The organism is Calothrix sp. NIES-2098 (assembly GCF_963875125.1).
GTDB lineage: Bacteria > Cyanobacteriota > Cyanobacteriia > Cyanobacteriales > Nostocaceae > Aulosira.
Window position 1 is genome coordinate 158,489 of the sequence record NZ_CAWNKJ010000001.1, and the last position, 26,608, is coordinate 185,096.

The 26,608-nt window shown below is 39.4% G+C and carries 17 protein-coding genes; 8 read left to right on the forward strand and 9 right to left on the reverse strand.

Features of this window, described 5'->3' with window-relative positions:
• Positions 1-32 precede the first annotated feature (32 nt).
• On the reverse strand, positions 33-527 hold the full coding sequence (locus AACU33_RS00615) for a hypothetical protein (RefSeq protein WP_339375676.1): 495 nt from the start codon (positions 525-527) through the stop codon (positions 33-35).
• A 408-nt stretch (positions 528-935) separates the two neighbouring features.
• Here AACU33_RS00615 and AACU33_RS00620 point away from each other — a divergent pair, with 408 nt between their 5' ends.
• The 3 genes from AACU33_RS00620 (at position 936) to AACU33_RS00630 (ending at position 3,208) form a co-directional block, all read left to right on the forward strand.
• Positions 936-1,949 (forward strand): IS701 family transposase, encoded by a 1,014-nt coding sequence (locus AACU33_RS00620; protein WP_096586464.1) that lies wholly within the window; start codon positions 936-938, stop codon positions 1,947-1,949.
• A 186-nt stretch (positions 1,950-2,135) separates the two neighbouring features.
• Entirely contained in the window at positions 2,136-2,636 is a 501-nt protein-coding gene (locus AACU33_RS00625; protein ID WP_096586566.1) for a helix-turn-helix domain-containing protein, read from the forward strand.
• A gap of 47 nt (positions 2,637-2,683) precedes the next feature.
• The gene (locus AACU33_RS00630; protein WP_096586567.1) at positions 2,684-3,208 is read left to right on the forward strand and encodes an IS630 family transposase; all 525 of its coding nucleotides are present in this window, start codon (positions 2,684-2,686) and stop codon (positions 3,206-3,208) included.
• Between the two features lie 244 nt (positions 3,209-3,452).
• On the opposite strand, the gene AACU33_RS00635 is transcribed toward AACU33_RS00630, so the two are convergent.
• The 5 genes from AACU33_RS00635 to AACU33_RS00655 form a co-directional block, all read right to left on the reverse strand.
• Complete coding sequence (locus AACU33_RS00635; protein WP_096586568.1) at positions 3,453-4,187, reverse strand: HAD family hydrolase; 735 nt, start codon at positions 4,185-4,187, stop codon at positions 3,453-3,455.
• 103 nt (positions 4,188-4,290) lie between these two features.
• Entirely contained in the window at positions 4,291-5,307 is a 1,017-nt protein-coding gene (locus AACU33_RS00640; protein WP_096586569.1) for a 30S ribosomal protein S1, read from the reverse strand.
• 460 nt (positions 5,308-5,767) lie between these two features.
• Positions 5,768-5,872 (reverse strand): photosystem II reaction center protein T, encoded by a 105-nt coding sequence (locus tag AACU33_RS00645; RefSeq protein WP_071989499.1) that lies wholly within the window; start codon positions 5,870-5,872, stop codon positions 5,768-5,770.
• A gap of 140 nt (positions 5,873-6,012) precedes the next feature.
• The gene (gene psbB / locus AACU33_RS00650; RefSeq protein ID WP_096586570.1) at positions 6,013-7,542 is read right to left on the reverse strand and encodes a photosystem II chlorophyll-binding protein CP47; all 1,530 of its coding nucleotides are present in this window, start codon (positions 7,540-7,542) and stop codon (positions 6,013-6,015) included.
• A 520-nt stretch (positions 7,543-8,062) separates the two neighbouring features.
• A complete protein-coding gene (locus AACU33_RS00655) occupies positions 8,063-8,386 on the reverse strand; it encodes a hypothetical protein (RefSeq protein WP_096586571.1) in 324 nt (107 codons plus the stop codon).
• A 369-nt stretch (positions 8,387-8,755) separates the two neighbouring features.
• On the opposite strand from AACU33_RS00655, the gene AACU33_RS00660 reads away from it, so the two are divergent.
• The 4 genes from AACU33_RS00660 to AACU33_RS00675 all read left to right on the forward strand — a co-directional run bounded on the left by AACU33_RS00660 (position 8,756) and on the right by AACU33_RS00675 (position 13,220).
• Positions 8,756-10,402: an ABC transporter substrate-binding protein gene (locus tag AACU33_RS00660; protein ID WP_096586572.1), complete on the forward strand. Its 1,647-nt coding sequence runs from the start codon at positions 8,756-8,758 to the stop codon at positions 10,400-10,402.
• 86 nt (positions 10,403-10,488) lie between these two features.
• A complete protein-coding gene (locus AACU33_RS00665; protein WP_096586573.1) occupies positions 10,489-11,514 on the forward strand; it encodes an ABC transporter permease in 1,026 nt (341 codons plus the stop codon).
• Between the two features lie 111 nt (positions 11,515-11,625).
• The gene (gene holA, locus AACU33_RS00670) at positions 11,626-12,615 is read left to right on the forward strand and encodes a DNA polymerase III subunit delta (RefSeq protein WP_096586574.1); all 990 of its coding nucleotides are present in this window, start codon (positions 11,626-11,628) and stop codon (positions 12,613-12,615) included.
• Positions 12,616-12,743: 128 nt separating this feature from the next.
• The gene (locus AACU33_RS00675) at positions 12,744-13,220 is read left to right on the forward strand and encodes a DUF4168 domain-containing protein (protein ID WP_096586575.1); all 477 of its coding nucleotides are present in this window, start codon (positions 12,744-12,746) and stop codon (positions 13,218-13,220) included.
• A gap of 204 nt (positions 13,221-13,424) precedes the next feature.
• Here AACU33_RS00675 and AACU33_RS00680 read toward each other — a convergent pair whose 3' ends face one another.
• Positions 13,425-14,036 carry a helix-turn-helix transcriptional regulator gene (locus AACU33_RS00680; RefSeq protein WP_096586576.1) on the reverse strand — a complete coding sequence of 204 codons (612 nt, stop codon included), beginning with the start codon at positions 14,034-14,036 and terminating at the stop codon, positions 13,425-13,427.
• Between the two features lie 369 nt (positions 14,037-14,405).
• Between AACU33_RS00680 and AACU33_RS00685 the strand changes: the two genes are divergently transcribed.
• Complete coding sequence (locus AACU33_RS00685; protein ID WP_096586577.1) at positions 14,406-16,790, forward strand: FG-GAP-like repeat-containing protein; 2,385 nt, start codon at positions 14,406-14,408, stop codon at positions 16,788-16,790.
• A 120-nt stretch (positions 16,791-16,910) separates the two neighbouring features.
• Here AACU33_RS00685 and AACU33_RS00690 read toward each other — a convergent pair whose 3' ends face one another.
• On the reverse strand, positions 16,911-18,362 hold the full coding sequence (locus tag AACU33_RS00690) for a peptidylprolyl isomerase (protein WP_096586578.1): 1,452 nt from the start codon (positions 18,360-18,362) through the stop codon (positions 16,911-16,913).
• A gap of 59 nt (positions 18,363-18,421) precedes the next feature.
• The gene (locus AACU33_RS00695) at positions 18,422-25,825 is read right to left on the reverse strand and encodes an FG-GAP-like repeat-containing protein (RefSeq protein WP_096586579.1); all 7,404 of its coding nucleotides are present in this window, start codon (positions 25,823-25,825) and stop codon (positions 18,422-18,424) included.
• Positions 25,826-26,608: the final 783 nt, after the last annotated feature.

The window sequence follows — 26,608 nt, forward strand, 5'->3', positions numbered from 1 at the left end:
TCATTTGTGTAAAAGTAAGCCAAAAACTTCACTTAAAAATAAGACTTTAATTCCCCTTTTCTCCTAATATCTAAAGTTGCGCAATGAAAAGAGCCACCAAAAGGCGTGTAATTTAGAAAAGCGCAAGGGATAGGTTGAAATCCCCAATCTTTCATGGCTCTAATCGTAGATTCTTGAGATTTTTCGACAACTACTCTTTTTTCATCCAGCATTAACACATTTAAGCTAATCCATTTGCTACACATCGATACAATATAGCCTGTAATGGGATCTGGTTCTGGAGCAACTAAAATATCCCAAGATTTCAGAATTTTGGGTAATTTATTTATATCAATATAGTCAGGGTTAACTAACACCTTACCTGGTGCTAGAGGCATAAAGGTAGAATCAATATGCATGGGGGTAGGACAACTACTTTCGATTTCATGGATTGTGTATTTTTCCCCTAAATGCCTTCTTAACCAATTGATGCCAGAATAATTTGTCATATTACTTTTTAAAACAAAAATATCTTTACCACAACGCACAAAATCAGCAGCATCAAAAACTGGTTCAAATTCATTAATTACATAACGGATTGGTTCACCTTAAAATATGAATAAATTCATCTAATTCTGTTTGCGCACGCTTATTCCGCATTACAGGTGTCAGCCGCAACCAATTCTAAACCTAGCGGCTCTAATCTGATGAAAATCTTGGAATACATGAGGGCAATAGGATGAACGCCCAGAAATTCAGATGAATGCGTTGATTCAGTTATATCAGGACTTACGCAACTGGCACAATGCGATCGTTAGTTCATAGTACATAGGTATTAATTAAATCTGATTTTGAAAGCTTTGCCTTCGTAATAGAAGTCGCTGTCTTGGAAGTACTATCGAAATATTCGTGAGAAAATAGGTAGAGGTTATATTAGATAAATTTCGCTAAGGGTAATGAGATTTACTAAGCTTAATTACTGCCAATATTTATTAAGTAGTCAAATTAATTATACAATTACCAATTTGGCAGAGCATTTAGAGAGTATTAGTCATGACGCAATTAACTATTATTTGAAAACCGAAAAATTAACACCTCGTTTACTATGGGATAACGTGAAAGAGGTCGTTGAGTCTGATGAAAATGGTTACATCATATTTGATGATAGCGTTTTAGATAAAAAGTATTCTGAAGAAATAGAAATAGTCAGAAGACAATATAGTGGTAATGAGCATGGTGTCCTGAAAGGCATTGGTGTAGTTAGCTGCGTGTATGTCAACCCTACACTTCAAAGATTTTGGGTCATAGATTATCGAATTTTTAATCCTGATGTCGATGGGAAAACCAAGATAGACCATGTGAAAGATATGCTCCAAAACCTTGTGTATCATAAGCTTTTACCATTTGATACTGTTTTGATGGATACATGGTATGCGGTACACAGTTTAATGCTATATATTGATAGCTTAGACAAAATTTATTATTGCCCTTTAAAAAATAATCGTTTAGTTGATGATACATTTGGTCAAGAAAAATATAAACGGATTGAATTATTAGAATGGAACCAAGAAGAATTAGACTGTGGTAAAATCATAAAAATTAAAGGATTCCCAGCTAATAAAAAAGTGAAACTATTCCGGGTTACTGTTTCTACCAACAGAACGGATTATGTCGCCACTAACGATTTATCTCAAAGTTCCACGGATGTTGTACAACAGGTGTGTAAAATTCGTTGGAAAATAGAGGAGTTTCACAGGGAAATTAAACAACTAACTGGCATTGAATCTTGCCAGTGTCGGAAAGCTAGACTCCAAAGAAATCATATTGCTTGTGCAATGTTGGTTTGGGTTAGGTTAAAGAATTTAGCCTATAGAACTGGCAAAACTATCTATCAAATCAAGCATAACTTGCTTTCTAATTATTTAATTCAGCAACTGAAGCGCCCAAGTATTTTTATGTGCTTGGTTTGATTTATATTGTCGCGTGTCAGGGCTTTGCCCTGCCTGCTATTTGTGCCAATTGCGTAAGTCCTAATATCAATGAAGTTTCATTTTCCACCATAAGTAAGCGATCGCTATCTACCTAATGGCAGTTTCTCATACCAATTAACTAAAAGTATGATACAAATAATTAAGGAATAAATATGAACAATAAAAATGGCTGGAGTAACTAAAGTTGAAATAAAAGAGTCAGTCGAAGAGTTACATGAACTGCTGTTAAAACAAAAAACCGCATCAAGCCGTGAAAGAATACAAGCTTTGTATTTGCTGAAAATGGGACAAGTAAAAACAATACAGGATGTAGGTGTTGTTCTGGGCAGAGGAAGAGTAACAGTACAGCGATGGTTAAAGGCTTATACACAATCAGGAATTACAGGTCTGTTAGTAATAAAAAAAAGTACAGGACGACCGCCAATTATTAAGTCAGAAGCAAAAGAGCAACTTTTAAAAGAACTAGAACAACCAGAAGGATTTAAAAGTTATGAAGAAATCCGAACATGGCTAAAAGCAGTGGAGGGAATAGAAGCATCATATAAAGTAGTACATGATACAGTACGTTATCGAATGAAAGCCAAATTAAAAGTGCCAAGAGCAGTAGGGATAAAACATCACGAAGAAGCAGAATCAGAATTTAAAAAAAACTGCCACAATACCTAGAAGTCATTAAAAAACACGTTATAGAGCCAAAGGATAAACACAAAAGAATTAGATACTGGTGTGGTGATGAAAGCCGTGTAGGATTAAAAACAGAATTAGGAAGACTGATTACGCTTTGTGGCATTAAACCTATCGGCATCATGCAATGGAGAAGAGAAAATTTCTATTTATACGGTTTAGTAGAACCATTAACTGGGGAGTATTATATTTGGGAATTTTCTCATCTCAACACAGCTTGTTTCAATATCTTTCTAGAACAATTTGCGGCTACATATCCAGACGATATACATATTCTTCAATTAGATAATGGTGCTTTTCATTTAAGCCAGACACTTCAAATTCCCGAAAATATTATTTTCTTATTTCAACCTCCACATACTCCCCAGGTCAATCCCATTGAAAGGTTATGGGAAGAAGTTAAAAGAAATTTAAGTTGGGAATGCTTTGCCAATTTAGACGAGTTAAGAACAGCTATCTGGCAACGCCTTGAGCAATTAAACAACTTCATTGTTGCTTCTATTACAGGTTGGGGTTTTATTCTGGATGCTTTATTTGTATCAGGCTTTTCGTGAATTGGTATCAGTGCTAATATTATTAATTTTTACTGTAAAAATGTTGAGTAATTTATATGATGCTTATATACATCAGTGATATTAATCTTACTAGGATTTAGGATAGATTAATTATGATGTAAATGCTTGCAAATCCCAGAACCGATTGTAGCTATAACTAACAGTAAATTTCCAGTTACGGAGGTAGATCCTAACTCTTAAATCTAGGCGTAAAGCCTGTTTTAATTTTGAATTATGCTGTCAATTAAACTTCTATAATTTGAATTTCATCAAGCTGGTTGATCGCCACATCCGCACCTTTGACATGATCTGATTGACCAATCCAAGTAATACCGATGCAACCTGCGGCGTTAGCGTTGCGTGCCATTTGCATATCACCAACAGAATCACCTACCATCAATGTAGCGCTTGGTTCTACTCCTAAAGCTTGGCAAGCTTGTAAAAATAGGATGGGATCGGGTTTGCTCGGCCCTTCATCTACTCCCATTTCTAACTGGATGTAATCACTTAACTGGTGATGAGCGACAAAGCTTTGTACTTCTTGAGTTGTCGCTGCTGAGAGGATACCAAGTTTTAACCCTGCTTCTGAAAGAGATTTCAATACTTCCAAGCTACCGACAAACAATGGCGAAGGAGTTTGACCAATGTATTTTTCGGCTTCATCCAAAGCTTGACGGGCAATTTTTAAAGACTCAAACCACCCTCTACCAGTTTCAGCAATATATGCAGCAGCAGCAACTTCTGTTTCGCGGCGACTGGCGACTGAGATTAAACCTGCGGGATCGAGGCTATTGCCATTCACACCAAATGCCATTAGTAGAGGTTCACCAATACCAGGAATTTGAGCATCTATTAATCTTGCTGCTCTTTGGGCGAGCGATCGCAAATACACTTCTGAGTCTTCTAAAGTACCGTTTTTATCAAACAAAATCGCTTGAATATGAGGAAATGTCATATTTTTACATTTAATCGTTACCAAAATCCTTCACTCCTCTAATTGAAATGGATACCATAAAAAAAGAGGGAAAATCCCCCTTTTTGAAAAACTTTCATGTTTTTAATTACAGACAAATACGAATGTCTTACTCTTCAATAGCTGCTGGAATTTCTTCCTCAATAGCTACTGGGATATCTTCTTCAATAGCTGCGGGAATCTCTTCTTCAACTACAGCATCACCAGCAACAGCAGTAGCACCTTGTTGTTTCGCTAGCATTTGTTCGCGATACTTGGCTGCCATTTCTTCTGCCTTATCGTAAACCAAATCGCGGTTTTTAATCATGTCACCGGGTTCGGGTTCGAGCTGCTTGGTTGACAAGGAGATCCGACCTCTTTCTGCATCCAAATCAATGATCATTACTTTCACTTCATCATTGACATTGAAGACGCTGTGAGGTGTATCAATATGCTCGTGGGAAATCTCAGAGATGTGCAATAGACCGCTAACGCCACCGATATCAATAAAGGCACCGTAGGGTTTAATACCACGCACTGTACCGATTACAACTTCACCAACTTCGAGGCGGTTCATCTTACGTTCAACTAACGCCCGACGGTGAGATAGAACTAAGCGATTGCGTTCTTCGTCTACTTCGAGGAATTTTAATGGTAGTTCTTCACCTACCAATTCTTCTTTAGGTTTGCGAGTGCTGATGTGGGAACCAGGGATAAAACCACGCAATCCCTCAATCCGCACCAATGCACCACCACGGTTAGTAGCAAACACACCAGAGCGAACGGTAGCATCTTCAGCTTGTAGCTGGCGTACACGCTCCCAAGCCCGCATATATTCAATACGACGAATTGAGAGGGTTAGCTGACCATCTTCGTTTTCGTCAGTGAGAATAAAGAATTCGCGCGTTTCGTTAGACTGTAATACTTCTTCCGGGGCATCTACCCGGTTAATAGACATTTCCTGTATAGGGATGTATGCTGCGGTTTTCGCACCTATGTCAATCAGAGCGCCGCGCGGCTCTATACTGAAAACGGTTCCTGGTACAATATCGCCAGGGCTAAAGTGATAATCGTACTTATCAAGTAGAGCAGCGAAATCTTCGTGAGTAAATCCAATTTCTGTAGCGGTTAAATTCTGATTGACCATGCTAATTTGTTCCTGGTTCTAGTCTCCGTAATTTTTTGTCGCGATTGCAATTATCAGGCAAGCGATATCATGCTAGCCCAAACCTTTTTCATCCTAGCGCAGAAAAGCTAGTAACAACACATATCAACTTCACAGATAGAAGATTATATCATACTGCCTGGTGACAAGTCATTTATCAGGATGTTGATATTTAGTACCAAGGGTTTCAACCTTAAGATTCATAATTTGTTATCAAATTACTCATAATTAAAGTATTTGACCCAGCCTCTAGCTTACACCAAAGTATTCCCTGATTCTTTACTACAATCGGGATTAATCGCGAGTCAAAGTAATTGTAGATAGTGTAATTTTTGCCAAGCAAACTAATTTCAGAGGCAGTAAACGTAAATATCCGCTGATACCAAAGAGGTGACAGCGGATATTCATGTTTATATGACGTTAAAAGTCGAGTAATAGTGTTCTAATCATCTTTCTTCGCAATGCGGGGGGGTTCGCGAAATGCGATCGCAAAGAAGAGAACTCCTATACACAGAGTGAAAATTAAGATGTAAGCAACGCTTTCCATATTACAAGTTCCTGCCTATCCAGCCAGTAATAATATTGTACCAAGCTAGGGTATGAGGTGTCAGGGACTCGGTACTGGGTATGAGGTCTAGGAAAAACCTATTTCCTCATCTCCAGATCCTAATCCCTAGTCCCTAAAAATTAGAGAGCTTCCTTACGGCGGGTTGTCTTGTCACCCACTTTCTGGAATAGACCCCATTCGACTTGCTCTTCTAGATCCGCTTCTACACCAGCAAATACATCACGGTAGATTGTACGCGCGCCATGCCAGAGATGACCAAAGAAGAATAAGAGAGCAAATACAGCGTGTCCAAAGGTGAACCAACCTCTGGGGCTAGTGCGGAATACACCATCAGAGTTCAAGGTTTCCCGGTCAAATTCAAAGATTTCACCGCCTTGAGCTTTACGGGCGTATTTCTTCACTTCAGCTGGATCTGTAAAGGTCTGACCGTTCAGATCGCCACCGTAGAAGCTTACAGTTACACCAGATTGTTCAAAGCTATATTTGGATTCTGCCCGACGGAAAGGAATATCAGCGCGAACGATACCATCTTTGTCGGTCAAGATAACTGGGAAGGTTTCAAAGAAGTTGGGCAGACGACGTACAGTTAATTCTCTGCCTTCAGCATCTTTGAATACTGCGTGACCTTGCCAAGATTGGGCAATACCATCACCCTTGACCATTGGCCCTGTACGGAATAAACCGCCTTTGGCAGGGCTGTTACCAACGTAATCGTAGAAAGCAAGTTTTTCAGGAATTTGTGACCAAGCTTCCGAAAGGCTTGCACCATTGGCAACGCTGTTTTGGACGCGACGATTAATTTCTTGACGGAAGTAGCCTTGATCCCATTGGTAACGGGTAGGGCCAAACAGTTCAATTGGGGTAGCAGCGTTACCGTACCACATAGTTCCAGCAACCACGAAGGCAGCAAAGAATACCGCAGCAATACTGCTAGAAAGTACAGTTTCAATGTTACCCATCCGCAAAGCTTTGTAGAGCCTTTCGGGTGGTCTGACTGTGAGGTGGAATAAGCCTGCAATAATGCCGACGATACCAGCAGCTATGTGGTGAGCAACAATGCCACCAGGATTAAAGGGGTTAAAGCCATCGGGCCCCCATTCGGGCGCTACTGGTTGGACGCTACCTGTAACTCCAAAGGCATCAGAAACCCACATTCCCGGGCCATATAGTCCAGTTAGGTGAAAAGCACCGAAGCCAAAACAGAGTAGACCAGATAAGAACAAGTGAATGCCAAACATCTTTGGCAAGTCTAGAGCAGGTTCGCCAGTGCGAGGATCTCTAAAGAGTTCCAAATCCCAGTAAACCCAGTGCCAAACGGCAGCTAAGAACAAAAGACCAGAAAGAACAATGTGAGCCGCCGCAACACCTTCAAATGACCAGAAACCGGGATCGGTTGCCGGGCCACCAGTAACGCTCCAACCACCCCAAGATTGAGTGACGCCCAAACGTGCCATGAAGGGTAACACGAACATCCCTTGACGCCACATGGGGTTAAGAACCGGATCGCTGGGGTCATAAATAGCTAGTTCGTACAATGCCATCGAACCAGCCCAGCCTGCCACTAGAGCTGTGTGCATCAAGTGTACAGAAATCAGTCGTCCTGGATCGTTCAGAACGACTGTGTGTACTCGGTACCAGGGTAGTCCCATCGACTACGCTCCTCCTCGATGAGTTAGTTTACAAAGCAATTTTCTTACGGAAGTTATGCGCGGCAGAAGTTACCGCTGGGACTTCTCTTTTGTTTTTTGTTATTGCCAGGGTCTTTTTTACCACAGCTTGGTCTTGTTAAGTCAGACAGCGTGGGTATTCTGGCTATGCTTAGACGCTGTAACGGTCTGTACCCGATTGGGTTGCGATCGCTCTCAATATTGAACTACCTCATATTTCTCTAGAAGTGATTAAACCTCTTAGAGGCATTTTGGTAGTTAAACGTGCTAGGCAATAGCAAGCGCAAAAATGAGAATATTTTAAAAAGTGTAACTATTGATGGAATTGTTTGCAAGCGTGTAAATAGATGCGATCGCGTAGCATCTATGATGTTTTTCGCTACCAATCCCTGTCTTACATCTAGTTTACGTGTTCTTATGGAACTAAAGGAGATGAAGCAGGTGAGGAGCATAAGGCAGATTCTTCCTCTGCACTCCTGCTCCTCCTACTTCCTCTGCTTTCTTACTGCGCCACTGATTGAATGTTTTGCAGCTGACATTTGGCCTCAGCTGTACCCAAGCGTTCGATTACCTGTTCGGCTGTCATCAAACGCTTCAGCACTACTTGACCGATGGTAGTATTTGCTAGTGTTGTTGTTGGTTTCACTTCTACGGTGAGAACGGCCTCTTCAACTCGATAAAGCCACAACAATTCGTTATTTTCCACAAGACAAATATTCAGTTTCTGAATATCTGGTTGGCGTCGCCACGCGGTTATCTGCCAGAGTCCATCAGAGGCCCAGACTCTAGATACTGTCCATCCTTCAGATAGGAAAAAATATTTCACGTTCTTAGTCTCACTATTAGACTATTAATCTGCTGTTTACGATATCGCGATCGCCTTCAGCGCTGATGTATATCCCTTGATATATTGTCAGCAAAGCTAGGCAGCAAATGACAAATTTTTAATTTCAAACTCTTTGGGCTAGGCTCAAAGCTAAACTATCCCAAATAACCCCGATTACTTATAAAATTTACGACAAAATAAGCTACTATTAAAAATTTTAATAATATATAAAGTTTTTGATGCTCTAAGATTTCATCTCAAACTATGTACTTTTACCTAATTTTTCTCATAAACGTTGCTATTTTGATGTGAGAAATTAACCAACCTATAGTAAAATTACTCACCGCTGATTTCAACAATTTTATTTCTATGACCAGGTTTACCTTATCAATTAGACGATGGAGACGGATGGCACAATTCCTCTCTTTATTCTGTCTATGTTTATTTTTGGTTGTCAGTTGTGCTCGTCCACAAACAAATACATCAACTGGTTCTACAAATAGTTCTACAGGTGATGGTCGCATTACTATCGGGACGACAGCCAAGCCAAGAACTTTAGATCCGGCGGATGCTTATGAGTTGGCATCGTTGGGTTTGGTGTTTAATATGAGCGATCGCCTCTATACTTATGAGCCAGGTAGCACAGAAATTAAGCCCCAACTAGCGACAGCATTACCCAAAGTCAGTGCCGATGGTTTAACTTACACCATCCCTTTACGCCAGGGAGTAGTTTTTCACGATGGAACTCCCTTTAATGCGGAAGCAATGGCATTTACTATCAAGCGCTTTATTGAAAATAAAGGTAAACCTTCTTTCTTATTAGCCGATACTGTAGATTCAGTCAAAGCTACGGGTGAGTATGAGTTAACTGTCAAGCTGAAAAAACCTTTTGCGGCGTTTCCCTCACTATTAGCGTTTTCTGGTGTTTGTCCAGTGTCGCCGAAAGCTTACGAACTGGGTGCGGGGAAATTTAAACCAGAGACATTTGTCGGAACTGGCCCTTACAAATTAGCAGCCTATGGTACTGATTCGCTGCGATTGGATGTGTTTGATAAATATTGGGGAGACAAACCAGCTAATCAAGGTATTAACGTCCAAATTCAAACAAGTCCGGTGAATTTGTTTAATGCCTTCCGCACTGGTGCAATAGATGTAGCTTACCTTTCTTTACAACCAGATCAAATTCGTAGTTTAGAAGAAGGTTCAAAAAAAGGAGATTGGCAAGCGATCAGCGCTCAAGGTAGCGTAGTCAGTTATATGGTGTTGAACCGGAATCAGAAACCTTTAGATAAACCAGAGGTCAGACAAGCGATCGCTTCATTAATCGATCGTCCGCTTTTAAATCAGCGAGTCTTGTTTAATCAAGCCGATCCGCTTTACAGCATGATTCCTACTACCTTTAATGTATCCCAGCCTTTATTTAAAGATAAATATGGTGATGCTAACTTTGATAAGGCGAAACAACTATTAACTGCTGCTGGTTTTTCTAAAGAAAATCCGGCAAAAGTTCAAGTTTGGTATCCTGCTAGTTCGGCTACTCGGAGTTTGGTAGCACAGACCCTCAAATCCCTGGTCGATCAAAAGATGGATGGCATCTTGCAATTTGAAATCAGCACTGTAGAAGGTGCTACCTTCTATAAAGACATTACCAAGAGTTTGTATCCAGCAGCTTTACTTGATTGGTATCCAGACTTTTTAGATCCTGATAATTACGTGCAACCGTTTTTAGCTTGTCAAAAAGGTTCGGTTGCTAAGGGATGCGAAGATGGTGGTAGCCAAACTCAAGGTTCTTTCTATTACAATCAAACCGTCAATCAGCTGATCGATCGGCAACGTAAAGAACAAAACCCAGAAGCCCGCAAGCAAATATTTACCCAAATTCAAGAACAAGTAGTGAATGATGTGCCTTACGTTCCCTTATGGCAAAACAAAGATTATGTATTTGCACAAAAAGGTGTAAGTAACGTCCAACTTGACCCAACTCAAAATTTAGTTTACAAGCCAATTAAAAAGTAGTTTTGTCCTTTGTCCTTTGTCATTAGTCATTTGTCCTGAGTTGTGTAAATGGCTAATGACTAATAACTATTGACCCTTGACTAAATATGTCACGCTCCAAAGCCCTACAATATTACATTGCTTCCCGTTTACTGTTAGCGCCACTTCAGCTATTAACAATTATCACCATTGTGTTTCTCTTACTAAGAGCAACACCAGGAGATCCAGCAGATGCGATTCTGGGCGGACGTGCGCCAGAAAGTGCTAAAGCAGAATTACGCAAACAACTCGGTTTAGACTTACCTTTGTGGTTACAGTATTTAAATTATTTGGGAAACTTGCTGCGCTTTGATTTAGGAACCTCTTTGACGAGTAGAGGACAGCACGTTGGTGACATAATTGCACAGTATTTTCCGGCGACAGTAGAGTTAGCTGTGTGTAGTATGGCAGTTGCACTGATTGTCGGAATTTTGGTTGGTACTCTTTCGGCTTCTCGTCCTGGGACAGCTGTAGATGCGGGAGGACGCTTATTTGGAATTATTACCTATGCACTGCCGATGTTTTGGGCGGGAATGATTCTTCAGTTGATTTTCTCGGTACAACTCGGTTGGTTTCCCAATTCCAATAGGTTTCCGCCTAATCTTCCCGCACCCGCGCATATTACAGGTTTGTATACAATTGATAGCTTACTCGCTGGGAACTTAAGCCAGTTTTTTGCATCATTGCATCATATTGCCCTTCCTAGTTTGACTTTGGGAATATTACTGAGTGGAATTTTTGAACGAATTGTGCGCGTCAACTTAAAGCAAACTCTACAAGCAGATTATATAGAAGCTGCTAGAGCCAGAGGAATTCCAGAACGTAAGATTTTAGTTTCTCATGCTTTAAAAAATGCTCTAATTCCGGTAATTACAGTTTTGGGATTAACCTTTGCTTCTTTGTTGGGTGGAGCAATTCTAACTGAAGTGACATTTTCTTGGCCTGGGTTAGCAAACCGACTATATCAAGCAATTTCCGATCGCGATTATCCCACCGTCCAGGGAGTGCTAGTATTTTTCGGTGCGATCGTCGTTAGCGCCAGTATTTTAATTGATATTTTAAACGCTTACGTAGATCCCCGAATTCGCTATTAGTGCAAGCAGCCAATTGAGGACAAATGACTATCAAAAATCTAGCCGTCACTCCTCAGTCCTGAATTTCCTTTGTGATGCTACGGTAAAACAAGAGGAGAACAGAGGTTTTTCATGCCCATTTATGTTTACTGGGGTGAAGATGATTTTGCCATAGAAAAAGCGGTGGCAGTTTTGTGCGATCGCGTCCTCGATCCCCAATGGACAAGTTTTAACTACACTTCTTTGCTACCAGATCGAGATGATGCAGCGATTCAGGGATTAAATCAAGTCATGACACCTAGTTTTGGTGCTGGTGGCAGATTAGTCTGGTTAGTCAATTCTACTGTTTGCCAACATTGCCCAGATAATGTGTTAGCAGAACTTGGGCGTACCTTACCTGTAATTCCGGAGAACTCATTTTTATTGCTCACAAGCCGCAACAAACCCGATGAACGCTTAAAATCGACAAAAATTTTGAAGCAATACGCTACTGAGTTTCGAGAATTTCCGTTGATTCCACCTTGGAAAACGGAGTTGCTAGTACAAGCTGTGAATCAAGCTGCTCAGACTGTAGGTGTAAAATTAACTCCCAAGACTGCGGAATTTATAGCAGAATCTGTAGGTAACGACACGCGCCTTCTTTATAATGAAATGGAGAAGTTGCACCTCTACACTGCTGGTAGCACCCAGCCTTTAGATGTTGATATAATTACCAAATTAATCGGCAATACTACGCAAAATAGTTTACAATTAGCAGCAGCAATTAGAACTGGAGACACAGCTGGAGCTTTGGCGACGTTAAGCGATCTGATCGCTGCTTCTGAGCCTGCTTTACGGATAGTCGCTACATTGATTGGTCAATTTCGTACTTGGTTATGGGTAAAAATTATGATGGAAAGCGGTGAGCGCAATCCGCAAGCGATCGCTCAAGCTGCTGAGGTAGGAAACCCCAAAAGAATTTACTTTTTACAACAAGAAATCAAGTCACTTTCTGTACAGCAACTAATCTCGATTTTACCTTTGTTGCTGGAGTTAGAAGTTAGCCTTAAGCAAGGATATTCAGATATATCCACTCTTCAGACGAAAGTTATAGAACTTTGTCAAGTCTTTCGAGGAAGCTAACACTAAATCTCTAAATTTGAGAGATTATATAAAAATTTCATGGATTGCGGAATTTGCGGAACTTCTTACTCTTAAAATAATTCAAAGCAATTAACATATCCCTAGTCTAGTTCTGTGTTACAAGCTATATGAAGAACATTGCTGATTTGTTTTGCCAACGAAAATTACAAAAGATGCTTTCGCAAAGTTTATCTTACAGTGCGATCGCTACTGCTGGTATAGTTGCCAGCGTCATAGTTAGTGGTAAAGTTAACGCTCAAACTCCACAACCAGTTAACAGTAATGAAATTGTCAGCTATGCTCAAGCTGTATTAGCAATGGAACCAGCACGTCAACAAGCTTTTGACGAAATTAAAAAACTGATGGGCGATCGCGAAATTCCCAAGATAGTTTGTAATGACTCCAAAAGTATAAGTACTCTGCCAAAAAAAGCTCAAGATATCGCAGTTAATTACTGTAAACATTCCCAAAAAATAGTAGAAGATAACGGCCTTACTATTGAGCGTTTCAATAAAATTACTGTGGATCTGCAAAATGATAATGATTTGAAACGGCAGATTTCTAACACATTAATACGCATCCAAAATCCTGCTAAAAATCCCTAATAGTTTCTGAATTCAACTGTTAAATCAAGAAGATTTCAGTAATTATAAATGCTCAAATTGCCTGTTCGCTACTCTTTTGAGTAGTTATAGAAATTCTGGCTTTTGGATGAATATTCTTGATTTTTGAATAATACTATCTATGCAAATTTTGTACCAGGGAGCTACATTTAAATTTTCTCAAGCCGATCGGTAGAAAATTTAGTACTACTGTGCTTCTAGATATGCTTGTCGTTTAGCGTGAATATTCTTCATATGTTTCTTGACAGTGTTGATAGTAATGTACAGCTTGGCAGCAATATCTTTATAGCTATAATTGCCTCTATATAAAGACCAAATTTCAGCTTCGCGCGGAGTTAGATCGTATTTAATAACTTCAGCGATCGCTATGTTTTTTAGTGACTCATGAGAATTTTCTATTGTTACTAGAAAATGAGGCATCTGCGTAATTTTTAAATTCAGACATCTAACACGGATACGAAAAATACTTGACGGATTGACAACAATTTCATCAGAGAGAACGATCGGATTATCGGCATTCAAGTGTTGTTTATCAATTAACGACTGGCAAAGCTGCCAGATGACTGAATGCATAAACTTTTGATGACCATATTCTTGCTGTAGTTGAGTACACATTGGATAGGCAGATGCATTAGCATGAACTACTTTACCCATGTCATCGAGAATTAAAATACCGTCCTCTAAGCTCTCAATCAATAGTTGAAAAAAATAAACTTGTAGCAAGTTATTTTCATCAAATCTATGACAATTTTTGCTCGAAATGTTGGTTTTTGCTGATATCTTTTTAAGGGTTAACATAATCTTAGATCGATATTTAAGTTAGTCATTTAATAGTTAAAATGGACTCTCAATTATCTGCATAAGATGATTACAATGCAGATACACTTAGATATTTTTGTTATCGATACTAGTTATTAGCTTTGAAAACAATGTTGATAACACAATTTACATACAACTCTGCAATCCTCTATTTCGGATAGAAAGGCTGTTGTCTTTGCGTAATTACCACGATATGGCGTTTATAGTGTGTTCACGGAAGCGTGTTTTCTTATTTCCGCAATAATCTGAATGATGTATTCCTCACAATTTTAATGAAGAATATTAATTTTCTTAATTATCAGGTGAGCTAAGTGTGAGGAAACCAGCACACTCTTAATTAAAGAAATCATGAGCATATCATTTGCAAGTGCCAACGACTTTCCTGTCGGTTCAAGTCCCTCTTCTGTAATAGTGAAAGACTTAAATGGAGACGGCAAACTTGACTTAGCAGTAGCGAACTCTGCCGATCGCAACATTTCTGTGTTGTTGAACGATGGTAATGATGGCTTTGGTACTGCTATCAACTTCGCAGTCGGCACTAATCCAGTTTTTCTGACCTCAGAAGACGTAGATGGCGATCAAAATCTTGACTTAGTGGTAGCGAACGCTGATGACAACAACGTTTCAGTTTTGTTGAACGATGGTAATGGCGGCTTTGCTACTCCTACCAACATCACAGTCGGGACAACACCTTCTGCGATCGCCATTGGAGATATCGACGGTGACAGCAAAGTTGACTTGGTAGTAGTAAATGTTGATGACAACAACGTTTCAGTTTTGTTGAACGATGGTAATGGCGGCTTTGCTACTCCTACCAACATTACAGTCGGGGCAAAACCCTCTGCGATCGCATTGTTAGACATAGATGGCGATCAAAAGCTGGACTTTGTAGTAGCGAACGCTGATGACGATAACGTTTCAGTATTTTTGAACGATGGTACTGGCAGCTTTGATACTTCTTCCAACTTCACAGTCGGAACACAACCCTCTGCGATCGCGATCGGAGACATCGACGGTGACAAGCAACTTGACTTGGTGGTAGCGAATTATGCTTCTAACAATGTCTCGGTGCTATTAAACGATGGTAATGGTGGTTTTGGCACTTATACCAATTTCACAGTCGGGACAAGTCCTAATTCTGTCGTCTTAGAAGACATCAATGGTGACGGCAAACTTGACTTGGTAGTGGGGAAAAATACAGATGTTAACAACATCTCCGTGCTTTTGAATGATGGTAATGGAGGTTTTGATACGGCCATCGATTTCACAGCTGAAACATCCTCAGCTTACGTGGCTGTGGGAGACTTAAACAGTGACGAAAAACCTGACTTAGTTGTAGTGAATCCTGATAGCGATCGAGTCTCAGTGCTGCACTCTGAGCCTACAGACTTAATATTTAATGCGATCGGCGATGATGATGATAGTAGTAGTGATGATGATGAAAAAGCCATCTGTGTTTTAAAAACCACTGACTTAGATAAAAACACCAAGTATACTTTCAATTTAGTTGCAGGCACTGGCGATATTGATAATGATGCATTCATTATCGATGGGGATAGCCTCAAAATCAAATCTTCCATAACTAAAACTACCTACAATATCCGCGTGCGCACAACTGACTCTCTAGGAGAGTCCTTTGAGAAAGAATTGGCGATTAATGTTAACGATTTAGGATTTGCGGCAATTAACCAAATAACAACGATTGTTAATTTCACCAATATTACGGAGAATATCTTTACTGTCAAAAGTAAAGTTAAAGGTGATAAAGCCAAACTCTCAATCAAAATTGAAGGCAAAACTTCAAAAGTAGTTGATGAAATAGGTGTCTTTATCGTTGACGATGCTCAAGGTAAGATTGACGGTATTGCTCCGGATGCAGCAGGTTATGCAGAAGTAGCTCTCAAACGAGCAAAGATAGTTTGTTCTGCTATTGCCAATGCACCTGATGGTTTTAATCCGGCTGACTTGGGAAGCTTATTAGAATTTGACTCAGGCGCAAACCTGAGATTCTATATGATACGCAACAGCAGCACTGATGCTGTGCTGTCTGGAAAAACCTCCTTCTCTGAGGTAGTTTTTTCCTCCGCTACGAATGTCAAAGTAGAAAGCTCAGAAGTTGAAGGGTTTTCTCTGACTTGGAAGGGAGTATCTGTTGGTGGTAGCGATTTAAGGCTGAAGATTAAGGAAACTAATGAAAAAATACCTCTAGGTATAGGACTTCAAGGAAAACATCAAGGCGAACTCATCGATTTGCGGGAAGTCAAAACTAAAGTTAAAGCCGAGTTTGTCATTAACAGAGAAGCTGCTTATGACAACTTAGTTGGTTTCTGTAGAGTAAATGATGAGAATGGAGGTATTGATAGTGACAACGATGGTAAGATTGACTTCCGTCCAGGCGATAAAGGCTACATTAAAGCCATGCTTCGCTCGCGTGTTGACGGTATTGATTTGAAGGTGAAAAACCAAGGTAAAGCAAGTTTCACAGGCAATTTTGAATCAGGTTGGCTATTTGCACCTTTTATTATTGCCAATAGCACTGTAGAGGCAATTTTAAGTAGTAATTCTGAAGACTTTGCCGTTTACAGTCCATTTTTAGGCGCAAATTCTGACAAAAGTAATCATATTCGCCTACTTGGTAATAACTGCTTTGGCTTTGAGGATATCACAGGGGCAGGTAGCGATTGGGATTTCAACGATTTAATTGTCCAAGTCAAATTGACTGTGGATGGGTAAATTGTTAAGTAGGGGTGGGTTTGGCAAGCCCCGTTAATTATTGATGATATCTATAAACCCCCCCCTCTCTCCGTTTTTCGCGTAAACGAGCAAAGCGAAATCTGCGCACTCAAGAGACTGTCAATAATTCAAAATATTTCCTTGAGCGTAGTTGAGATTGTGCTGATACTCAATTGTTTTTTGCTTTGCAACAGAATATTGAGGACTAGTGGATTGAACGGATTTCATTAACGCGATCGCACCTTGCCAATGCTTGCTCACAACTTTCCAATCTTCGCTCTTAGAAGCTGTTTGAGTTAAGTTAGCCGCAGTTGTAGCATGATTAACAGCAAGACGGAATTTATTGTGGGTATATTTATGGACGTAGTGTAAATTGCGCTCGTATTCGTTAATTTTTTGGCTGGCGACAGTGTAATGAGGATGATTTTTGGGAAGGGACTTTAAAAGTGCGATCGCGCTTTTCCAAGATTGTGCCACTTGTTCCCACTGTGCTGGCGATTGGGCGACTTGAGTCAGATTTGCTGCTTTAGTTGCTAAATTTACCGCCGTATAGAAAGAAGTATTAGTTTTTGGAGCCGCAGGCCTTAAAGTTGCATAAGATAAAGGTAGATTGTGGCTCGAAAGATAAAAGCCGCCAAACCCTCCTATTAGCAAACCTAGAAATACAACTACTGTAAATTTCGTTTTTTGCAACTGCGAAAATAAAGAGATATATCGCGTTTTTGGTTTCTCTAGTTCTAAATTTAGGAGAGAGTTAGTTTCTGGCATATTTGGTAGAGTTTGTGAAATATCTGCTGCGCCAGATTCCGGGTTTGTTTCTGCTAATTTGCTTGGCATATTTTCGGGATTTTCAACAACACTAGCAGCATCAGAGAGATTGTCTATGCAAACAGAATCTTTATATTGAATAACTTGCTCTTTCAACCAATTATCAAATAGTTCTTGCAGTAATTCCTGCCGGATTTGCTCATTTAATTGGGCAGGAATAAACTGTTCGAGACGCACAATTATAAACATTTTGTCCAAGTACAAAAGGGGTGAAATTTCTCCTGGCTGACTGCTACGGAGAATTTCAGCTAATTTGGGATGAAGATGACAGAGTTTTAATGTACCAACCCATCCACCATTTTGTGCTTCTAAACCTTGAGAGTATTGTTTTGCCAATTCTGCAAAACTTTGTTCATTTTCGGTTAGGCGAAAATAGATTTCTTGAGCAATTCCGCCATCAGGTATTTGAATTAGAGAGAAAGCAGCTCTTTCCAAACGTGGTTTTTGAGAAAGGAAATAAGATTCAACTTTATCGCTCCAGTTAGCTTTTTGAAATTTATGAATTTTGAGTTGATGAACGGCGAAAGTCTCCAGATTAGGCTGAGAATTTACTGGAGTTTGGTTTAATTCCTGAAGCTTTTGGCAAAAAGCATAAAGTTCATCTGGAGTATAGTCAATTGATGCGATCGCTTGTTCGATAATTACTTCCTTGAGAACTTGCGGTAAGAGATGAGAACGAGTCAAAAAAGAAATTAATTCTTCACTCGTTAATTGTTTGTTGGCAATCTGTAAAACGGTGGTCATATTCAATAAATTTAGTGAAGCTTCCTCTAGTGTCAGATTATTTGATAGTTTGTAATTTCCTAAGCAAAATTCACTTGCAGAATTATGTCATTATAATCACTGTCACCTCCAGCAAATAAATCTTCAAAACCAAAAGTGTTATCTCCAAGTTGACGAATGTGATCTACACCGTCTGGATTCGCCGCCATAAAGGCAAAGTAAGCCATTGCACCTTTGTCGGCGGTATTATGAGGATTTTCTGCTAAGAATTTTTCAATGGAACTATCTGCAATAATATAAGGTGCAAGCAGTCCCTCTAATTTGGCAGAATCTTTACCATTGCGATTCAAGTTTACAAGGCTACGTTGTGCGATCGCCGCTTGAGCATAACCTACATCCCCTGGACGTAAGTTACCAATACTTCCGCTTTCATCATCAACAACATACCATCCAATAGTATTGTTATAAGCTGCTTCGCTAGCTACTTTAAAACTTGCGTCTAATGTCCCTAAATTTCTGAGATCGATTAGTTCTATCTTGCCTTGTAATCCCGTACCTATAGCAGTAGGTTTTTCATTTGCAACCTCTACATTCAAGATCAGATCGTTAAAGGCAGTATCGCTACTATTTAAAGTATCTTTCCAAGCTAGGGTAAAAGCTTCGTTCTCTAAGTTAGAAACCTGTAGAGGTGCAAAACCATTCTGATTTGCAGATGGAATAGCAAATAATATATTTGCAGGAGTTCGTCCGGCTGCTAGGTCAGCTAAAATCGTATCTGTAGTGCTATTTTGAACTAAGTAAAATACCAAGCGATCGCTGCTATCAAGGTTGAATTGACGGGTAAAGTCAACTCCTTTCAGAACGTTATTCGGAAGGGCAGAAAAGATGACTTGAGAACTTTTTAGGGCAGTAGCCAGATAATTGGAATTATCTGGAGTTACTCCCTCGATCGTGCCTCGATCGTCATCAACAGTAAAAAATCCAATTTCATTGACAAAATTAGTATTTTGTGAATTAAAACTTAATCGCAATTGTTTGGTTTGTCCAGCTTTCCCTCCTAGGCTAAAAACTTGATTTTCGTTAAATTTGGCAATTCCATTAGCTACAGCTTCGTCAACTACAGCCGTATCTAGAATTACAAAATCATTGTTTGCATTGGGATCAAAAGTTTTGCTGTTAATTTGGCTCCGGCTACTAATGATGCCTGTTGTACTTGGTGCAGTAACAGTAATTTCAACAGTTTTGGTGGCGCTAGTGGCTAAATTACCCAAATCAAAGGTGAGAGTATCTTCTGATTGATTTACAGGCGTTAAATTTGCTGAAACAAATTTGCTACCTTTGGCTAATGTTTCTGATAGGGTAATACCTTGAGATTCTATTGAACCGTTGTTAGTAATGGTAATTGTGTAAGTTAGGCGATCGGCAATGTTAACTCGATCGGCACTGGCTATTTTAGTAACTGCTAGATCGGCTTGTGCTGTGATTTGCACCGGGTTGGGTGCATAAGTAAAAACAGGGGCATGGTTCTCGTCAAAAGACATTGCATAGATATGATAAGTACCTGGAGCAACGCCTTGAGTATTCCACTTGAAAGTACCTGTGCCGTCTGCTTCTTTGATGCCACTAGCCATGAGAATGCCATCATATCCTGAAGCATCAGTGTCATAAAATAAGCTAATCTGAGCCTCAGAGTCAGGATCGGTTGCGGCGTAGTTGATGACAATTTCTGAAGCATCAGCATTGGCAGTAATATTGGTTACTTGAATAGAAGGTGCTTCTGAATCGCGGAATGCACTAGCTTGAACATCGCCTAAACCAGTTGCATCGACTACATTAATATCCCAAATACCTGCTTCTGGATTGGCAACTACCACGGCACGGGTTTTAGAACTACTGAGATTACTAACTACGGAAATATCACTGCTATTAGCAAAGTCCGATTCTTGAAGAATACTGCCATCGGGCTTCTTAAGTTTTACCTTGACATTATCTGAAGGGGTATCCCAGTTAGCGTTGAAAATAACCCACTTTGTACCTGGATCTACTCGGAAACTATTAATTTCTTTGAGGAAATTACCAATTTTGATTTGTGCCCTACCATTTAAGTAAACAGTAAATGCGGCATCTTGTTTACCAATAATGGGGATATCAATTTGACCTGAACTACGGATAAAATCATTGGCTAGGTTGTTATCATTAGTGAATTCCACAACTGCCTGAGCTGAGGTCAGTTCTTGTCCGCCCAGATTAATTTTCTTCTTACCCAAAACAACAGTATCAACCTCGAAGTCAATTGTCGGAGCCTTGATATTGGCATCTGTTACCAAACCAAAATTGAAGTTAGCATCAGCTTTTAACTTACTCTGAGCATTGATAATGTCTCCAATGGAAAGATTAAGATTTGCGTCTAAAAACCGGGAGTTCCAGTTGAGAGTGGCATTACCTTGACCTGTAGCTAAACCTCCTAAGAGCTTAATATTTCCATTACCTTGAATTTGCTCTTGATTCAGACTACCTATTAAGTCAATATCGAACAATGACCCAGAAAAATTAGCACCACCAGCGAACCAAGAGGGAACAGAAATATCAATCTTTGGCCCGGCAGTGAAGCCAAGCCCACCAGTAAACTCGATGGGATCTGGGTCTGAAGGAGCAACGTTATTGATTTCACCACTGATATGCTGGAGGAACGCTCCAGTTGCACCTATAGGTTTATTGAGTTGGTCAGCTTGCAAGGATAAATAATTAAACTGTCCATTGATAAAACCCATCCCACCTCCAATTTCTATCCCCGTGGGAATTAAAAGTAAGCCAGAACCTTTAATTTCATTTTGAATGCTATCTAAGCTTAAACTAGCTCTTTTGACTTCCCAGATATTAGGAACAATTGGAATATTTTCAACAAATATAGAGCCTACAACATCAACCTTCAGTTGCTCCTTATTATCTCGATCCTTAGCATAAGAAATCTTGACAAAGTTATTATTTGTGAAGTCTGCTGTGGCGTTGAATATATCTGGAAGTGTTACTTGACCTTGTAACTTTAAGAAGCGATCGGGTTGCTCAACAAAAGTAGCTCCTAAATTATTGGACTTAACTTCTAGAAGGTTCAGCAACTTAAAGTTAACATCGGGTAACTTTACAGAGCCACCTGTATTTTGATTGTCAGTAATTCCAAGCTCATCAATAATTGGTAAAACTTTTTTACCTATATCCTGACGTGTCTGTTCAACAGTAGAGCGAAACAGTAGAGATGACACTAGAAGCTGAGTGTCGGGAGAAGAAGAAGTTAAAAGAAATGCACCAATTAAAAAACTAAAAAATTCTGGATCTAAGTATGTGAAATATTCATTATTAAGACTATCTACAGAACTAAACTTCTGTGAAGTAACATTTGTCGGCTTCAAGAGTTTTGTCTCTGCTTTTAGGGAATCATAGTTAACTTCAGCCGCCAGAATAGGATTTAAGTGTTTATTCAAGGTGGCACTCTTGACGTAATCTATAAAGCCTGAATACCTAAATAGTTCATACTCACCACTAATATAGTCATCACCTGCAAGGCTAACTAAATCTCCAGATACAATGTGATGTTTAACTTTTGCCGCTTTGCTAGGATTAAATTTATTTGCCCATTCCTGAGAAATACCAGGAGAGTTGAATGTGTAAACATTGCCAATTACTCCACCTTTGTTAGTGAAGTCAGCAGCAAAAAATTGAGTTAATGCGCCGCCTAAACTATGCCCAACAATATCAGAACTTGGATGTTTATTTAACCATTCTTCTACTTGAGTTTGATGAGACTGAAACTGTTGAAAACCAACACCTTCCGGTTCAAGATCTGCAAAAATATCTGCTAAAAAGTTGGCAGTTGGTTCTGTTCCTCGAAGGGCTAGGATAGGTTTGAGTGTTGGGGAAATTAAACCTAACCCATAAAAGCCATTGCCATTAGGATCTTCAAAGACAGCATCTACGCTATAGTCTAACCCTAAAGAATTAAGAGTTGCTCCGACTGACCAAGTTTTATAGGCAATGTCTTTAGCTAAATACTCATAAATTTCTGGCGTTGGTGATGTAAGTGTTACATCATTATCAACAATGACTAAATTAGCTATTTTTTGACTACCTAAAGTTGCTCCACCTGTGGGGTTAGTTAAAGTCAGGTTAATTGTTTCGTTGGTTTCGGCTATGGAATCATCAATAATAGGGATTTGGATGACCTTAGAGTTTGTATCCCCAGCAGCAAAATTAACAGTTATAGGAGAATTATTGTAATCGTTGGGTGCAATAGCAGTACCATTACTGAGGGTAATTGTCGCACTAACTGAACCATTGCTTCCCCCGGTACGAGTAACTGTGACGCCTACAATAGCTTGACCATTCTCGTTAATACGAAATTCAGGATTACTAAAGCTTAAAATACCAGAGCTGCTTGCAGAACTAACATCTTGAATTGTTGCTAAACCTTGGTCGTCAGTAATAGTAACACCAGTATTGCTGGTAGTCAGATTGACAAAGAAAGTCTCATCAGCTTCAGACAAAGAATCTGTTAGTGTCTTAACAGTAATTGTTTTAGTCTTTTCACCTGAATTAAACGTAAGTGTTCCATTAGTAAACTCATAATCTGCACCAATACTAGCTGTGTTACTAGAAGTAGAATAATAAACTGTGATTGGTTGTGGATTATCTCCCTCAACTGTGACAGTAAAAGTTGCTAACTCTCCTTCTATGACGACAGCATCATTTATCGATAAAATACAGTTATTAGATAATATTTCGGGAGTTGCTATCGATAGTTCGGCATAGGGAGTAGAGCTATAATTGCCATTACTTGTATTGGTATATAAACGAATAATGGCGTGATTAGCACCATCATCACCATTGGCAACCAAATCTAAATCACCATCTTTGTCGTAGTCGCTCCATTCCACAAAAGATGGATTCCAACCAATGGTTGTGTTGTTAATAATTGGTGTAGAAAACCCATTCCCCAGATTGCGATAGACACCAAAGAAACCGATGACTTTCAACTCTGGAGTCAATGCTGTTCCATTGAAGAGAATATCTAAATCTCCGTCCTGGTCATAATCTTCTAGAATTGGATTTCCACTACTAAAAGAACTACCTGCTGGAGAAGAAATTGACAGTTCGGCATAGGGAGTAGAGCTATAATTGCCATTACCTGTATTGGTATATAAACGAATAATGGCATTATTAGCACCATCATCACCATTGGCAACCAAATCTAAATCGCCATCTTTGTCGTAGTCGCTCCATTCCACAAAAGATGGATTCCAGCCAATGGTTGTGTTGTTAATAATTGGTGTAGAAAACCCATTCCCCAGATTGCGATAGACACCAAAGAAACCGATGACTTTCAACTCTGGAGTCAATGCTGTTCCATTGAAGAGAATATCTAAATCTCCGTCCTGGTCATAATCTTCTAGAATTGGATTTCCACTACTAAAAGAACTACCTGCTGGAGAAGAAATTGACAGTTCGGCATAGGGAGTAGAGCTATAATTGCCATTACTTGTATTGGTATATAAACGAATAATGGCGTGATTAGCACCATCATCACCATTGGCAACTAAATCTAAGTCACCATCTTTGTCATAGTCGCTCCATTCCACAAAAGATGGATTCCAGCCAATGGTTGTGTTGTTAATAATTGGTGTAGAAAACCCATTCCCCAGATTGCGATAGACACCAAAGAAACCGATGACTTTCAACTCTGGAGTCAATGCTGTTCCATTGAAGAGAATATCTAAATCTCCGTCCTGGTCATAATCTTCTAGAATTGGATTTCCACTACTAAAAGAACTACCTGCTGGAGAAGAAATTGACAGTTCGGCATAGGGAGTAGAGCTATAATTGCCATTACTTGTATTGGTATATAAACGAATAATGGCGTGATTAGCACCATCATCACCATTGGCAACTAAATCTAAGTCACCATCTTTGTCATAGTCGCTCCATTCCACAAAAGATGGATTCCAGCCAATGGTTGTGTTGTTAATAATTGGTGTAGAAAACCCATTCCCCAGATTGCGATAGACACCAAAGAAACCGATGACTTTCAACTCTGGAGTCAATGCTGTTCCATTGAAGAGAATATCTAAATCTCCGTCCTGGTCATAATCTTCTAGAATTGGATTTCCACTACTAAAAGAACTACCTGCTGGAGAAGAAATTGACAGTTCGGCATAGGGAGTAGAGCTATAATTGCCATTACTTGTATTGGTATATAAACGAATAATGGCGTGATTAGCACCATCATCACCATTGGCAACTAAATCTAAGTCACCATCTTTGTCATAGTCGCTCCATTCCACAAAAGATGGATTCCAGCCAATGGTTGTGTTGTTAATAATTGGTGTAGAAAACCCATTCCCCAGATTGCGATAGACACCAAAGAAACCGATGACTTTCAACTCTGGAGTCAATGCTGTTCCATTGAAGAGAATATCTAAATCTCCGTCCTGGTCATAATCTTCTAGAATTGGATTTCCACTACTAAAAGAACTACCTGCTGGAGAAGAAATTGACAGTTCGGCATAGGGAGTAGAGCTATAATTGCCATTACTTGTATTGGTATATAAACGAATGATGGCATTATTAGCACCATCATCACCATTGGCAACCAAATCTAAATCACCATCTTTGTCATAGTCGCTCCATTCCACAAAAGATGGATTCCAGCCAATGGTTGTGTTGTTAATAATTGGTGTAGAAAACCCATTCCCCAGATTGCGATAGACACCAAAGAAACCGATGACTTTCAACTCTGGAGTCAATGCTGTTCCATTGAAGAGAATATCTAAATCTCCGTCCTGGTCATAATCTTCTAGAATTGGATTTCCACTAGTGAAAGTTGTTGAGCTACCATCTTTCTCAATCTCAACAAATTTTCCGTTCAAAATCACTAAAGATTTATCATCCTCAAGCTTGAGTTGAGATAACTTACTTGCACTTAAATCTTGCTGCTGTACCAAGGCTGAAAAAATTGCTCCCTCATCTCCTGGGGAGTCGGTATCATTCATGGAATAATCGACAAAATGACCGTATTCTTCCAAGAAAACATCTAAAATTGCATCCAAGTTGTGAACATTTGCACGCAGAAACTCTTGCGCTAAATAAATTGTATTTGTCGCGCCTGCAAACGCTCCATTTGCTCCATTAATTTCTGTTGCAGAGATAATTTCTAGCTTAGGTAAACTAAATACCCCATTTTCCCAAGCATTTTGTAAACCCGCAGCTACTCCTTCCCCGAATGCGATCGCCATTTTATTGCTAAACTCAGAAGTCTTAGCGAACTCTTGCAGCTTCTCCTGAGCAAGTTGGAGTACGGGTTGCACTACAGACGCCAAAAGATCGTTCTCCACAGTCAGATGATTTACCGGAATCAGTAAATCCTCAAACGGAGTCTTAGTTGTTGATTGCTCAAAAGCTAATAGATTTTTGTTAAAAGTCTTGTTGGCTATCATATTGTCACCCTTCTATTGCTGTAGTCGATCGCAAATCAAGTTCTATCTTTTTGCTGGACAGTCTAAAAAATTGGCAGATTAAATCTGCGATCGCACTTCATAGCGATCGCTAAAAGCATTGCTTCTTTAACGGAAATTGCTGAATTCTCAATACTTAGCCAACAAATCTTGACTTTTTTAGCCCATCTCTTCCAAAATTGCCTCAATCTTCTGCATCTATTAGCGAGGTCTTCAAGTGTCTATTTTCCCAACTGTTTATTGTGGAATAAGTAACACATAGACTGACCGATCAACAGTTCTGAAGTTAGACTAGCCGACATAGTAATTTTACGGATGAGAAGAGCAAATTTTTGCTTTTTTAGCATTAAGCTTTTCTTGATTTCAGCTATTAAGTTGTATGCATACTTAATTACGTCAGTATCAAATAATATAACTGACACATGATAACAACAAAACACTTGATTGCCAATATTTAGGCTTTTTGTGGAAATATTAGATTTTTTATGGTGTTTTACCAGAATAAAAACCATTTTTAGGCAAATTTTTGGTATAAAATTATATAACAGATAAATAAATTAAGATTTTATAAAACTTTTGCGAACTTTTATTACGTACTATCAACAATAAAAATTTTTATACTGCTGAGTCATTAAGTAGATTGGATGGTGCTGCTGGGCGATCGCTACCTATTGGAAATGCCTGAAACCCTTGTGAAAAGCTAATTACATATTCCGCGCAGCGATAATAGCTGAGAAGGGACAACCAGATAAATCTACCACTAAA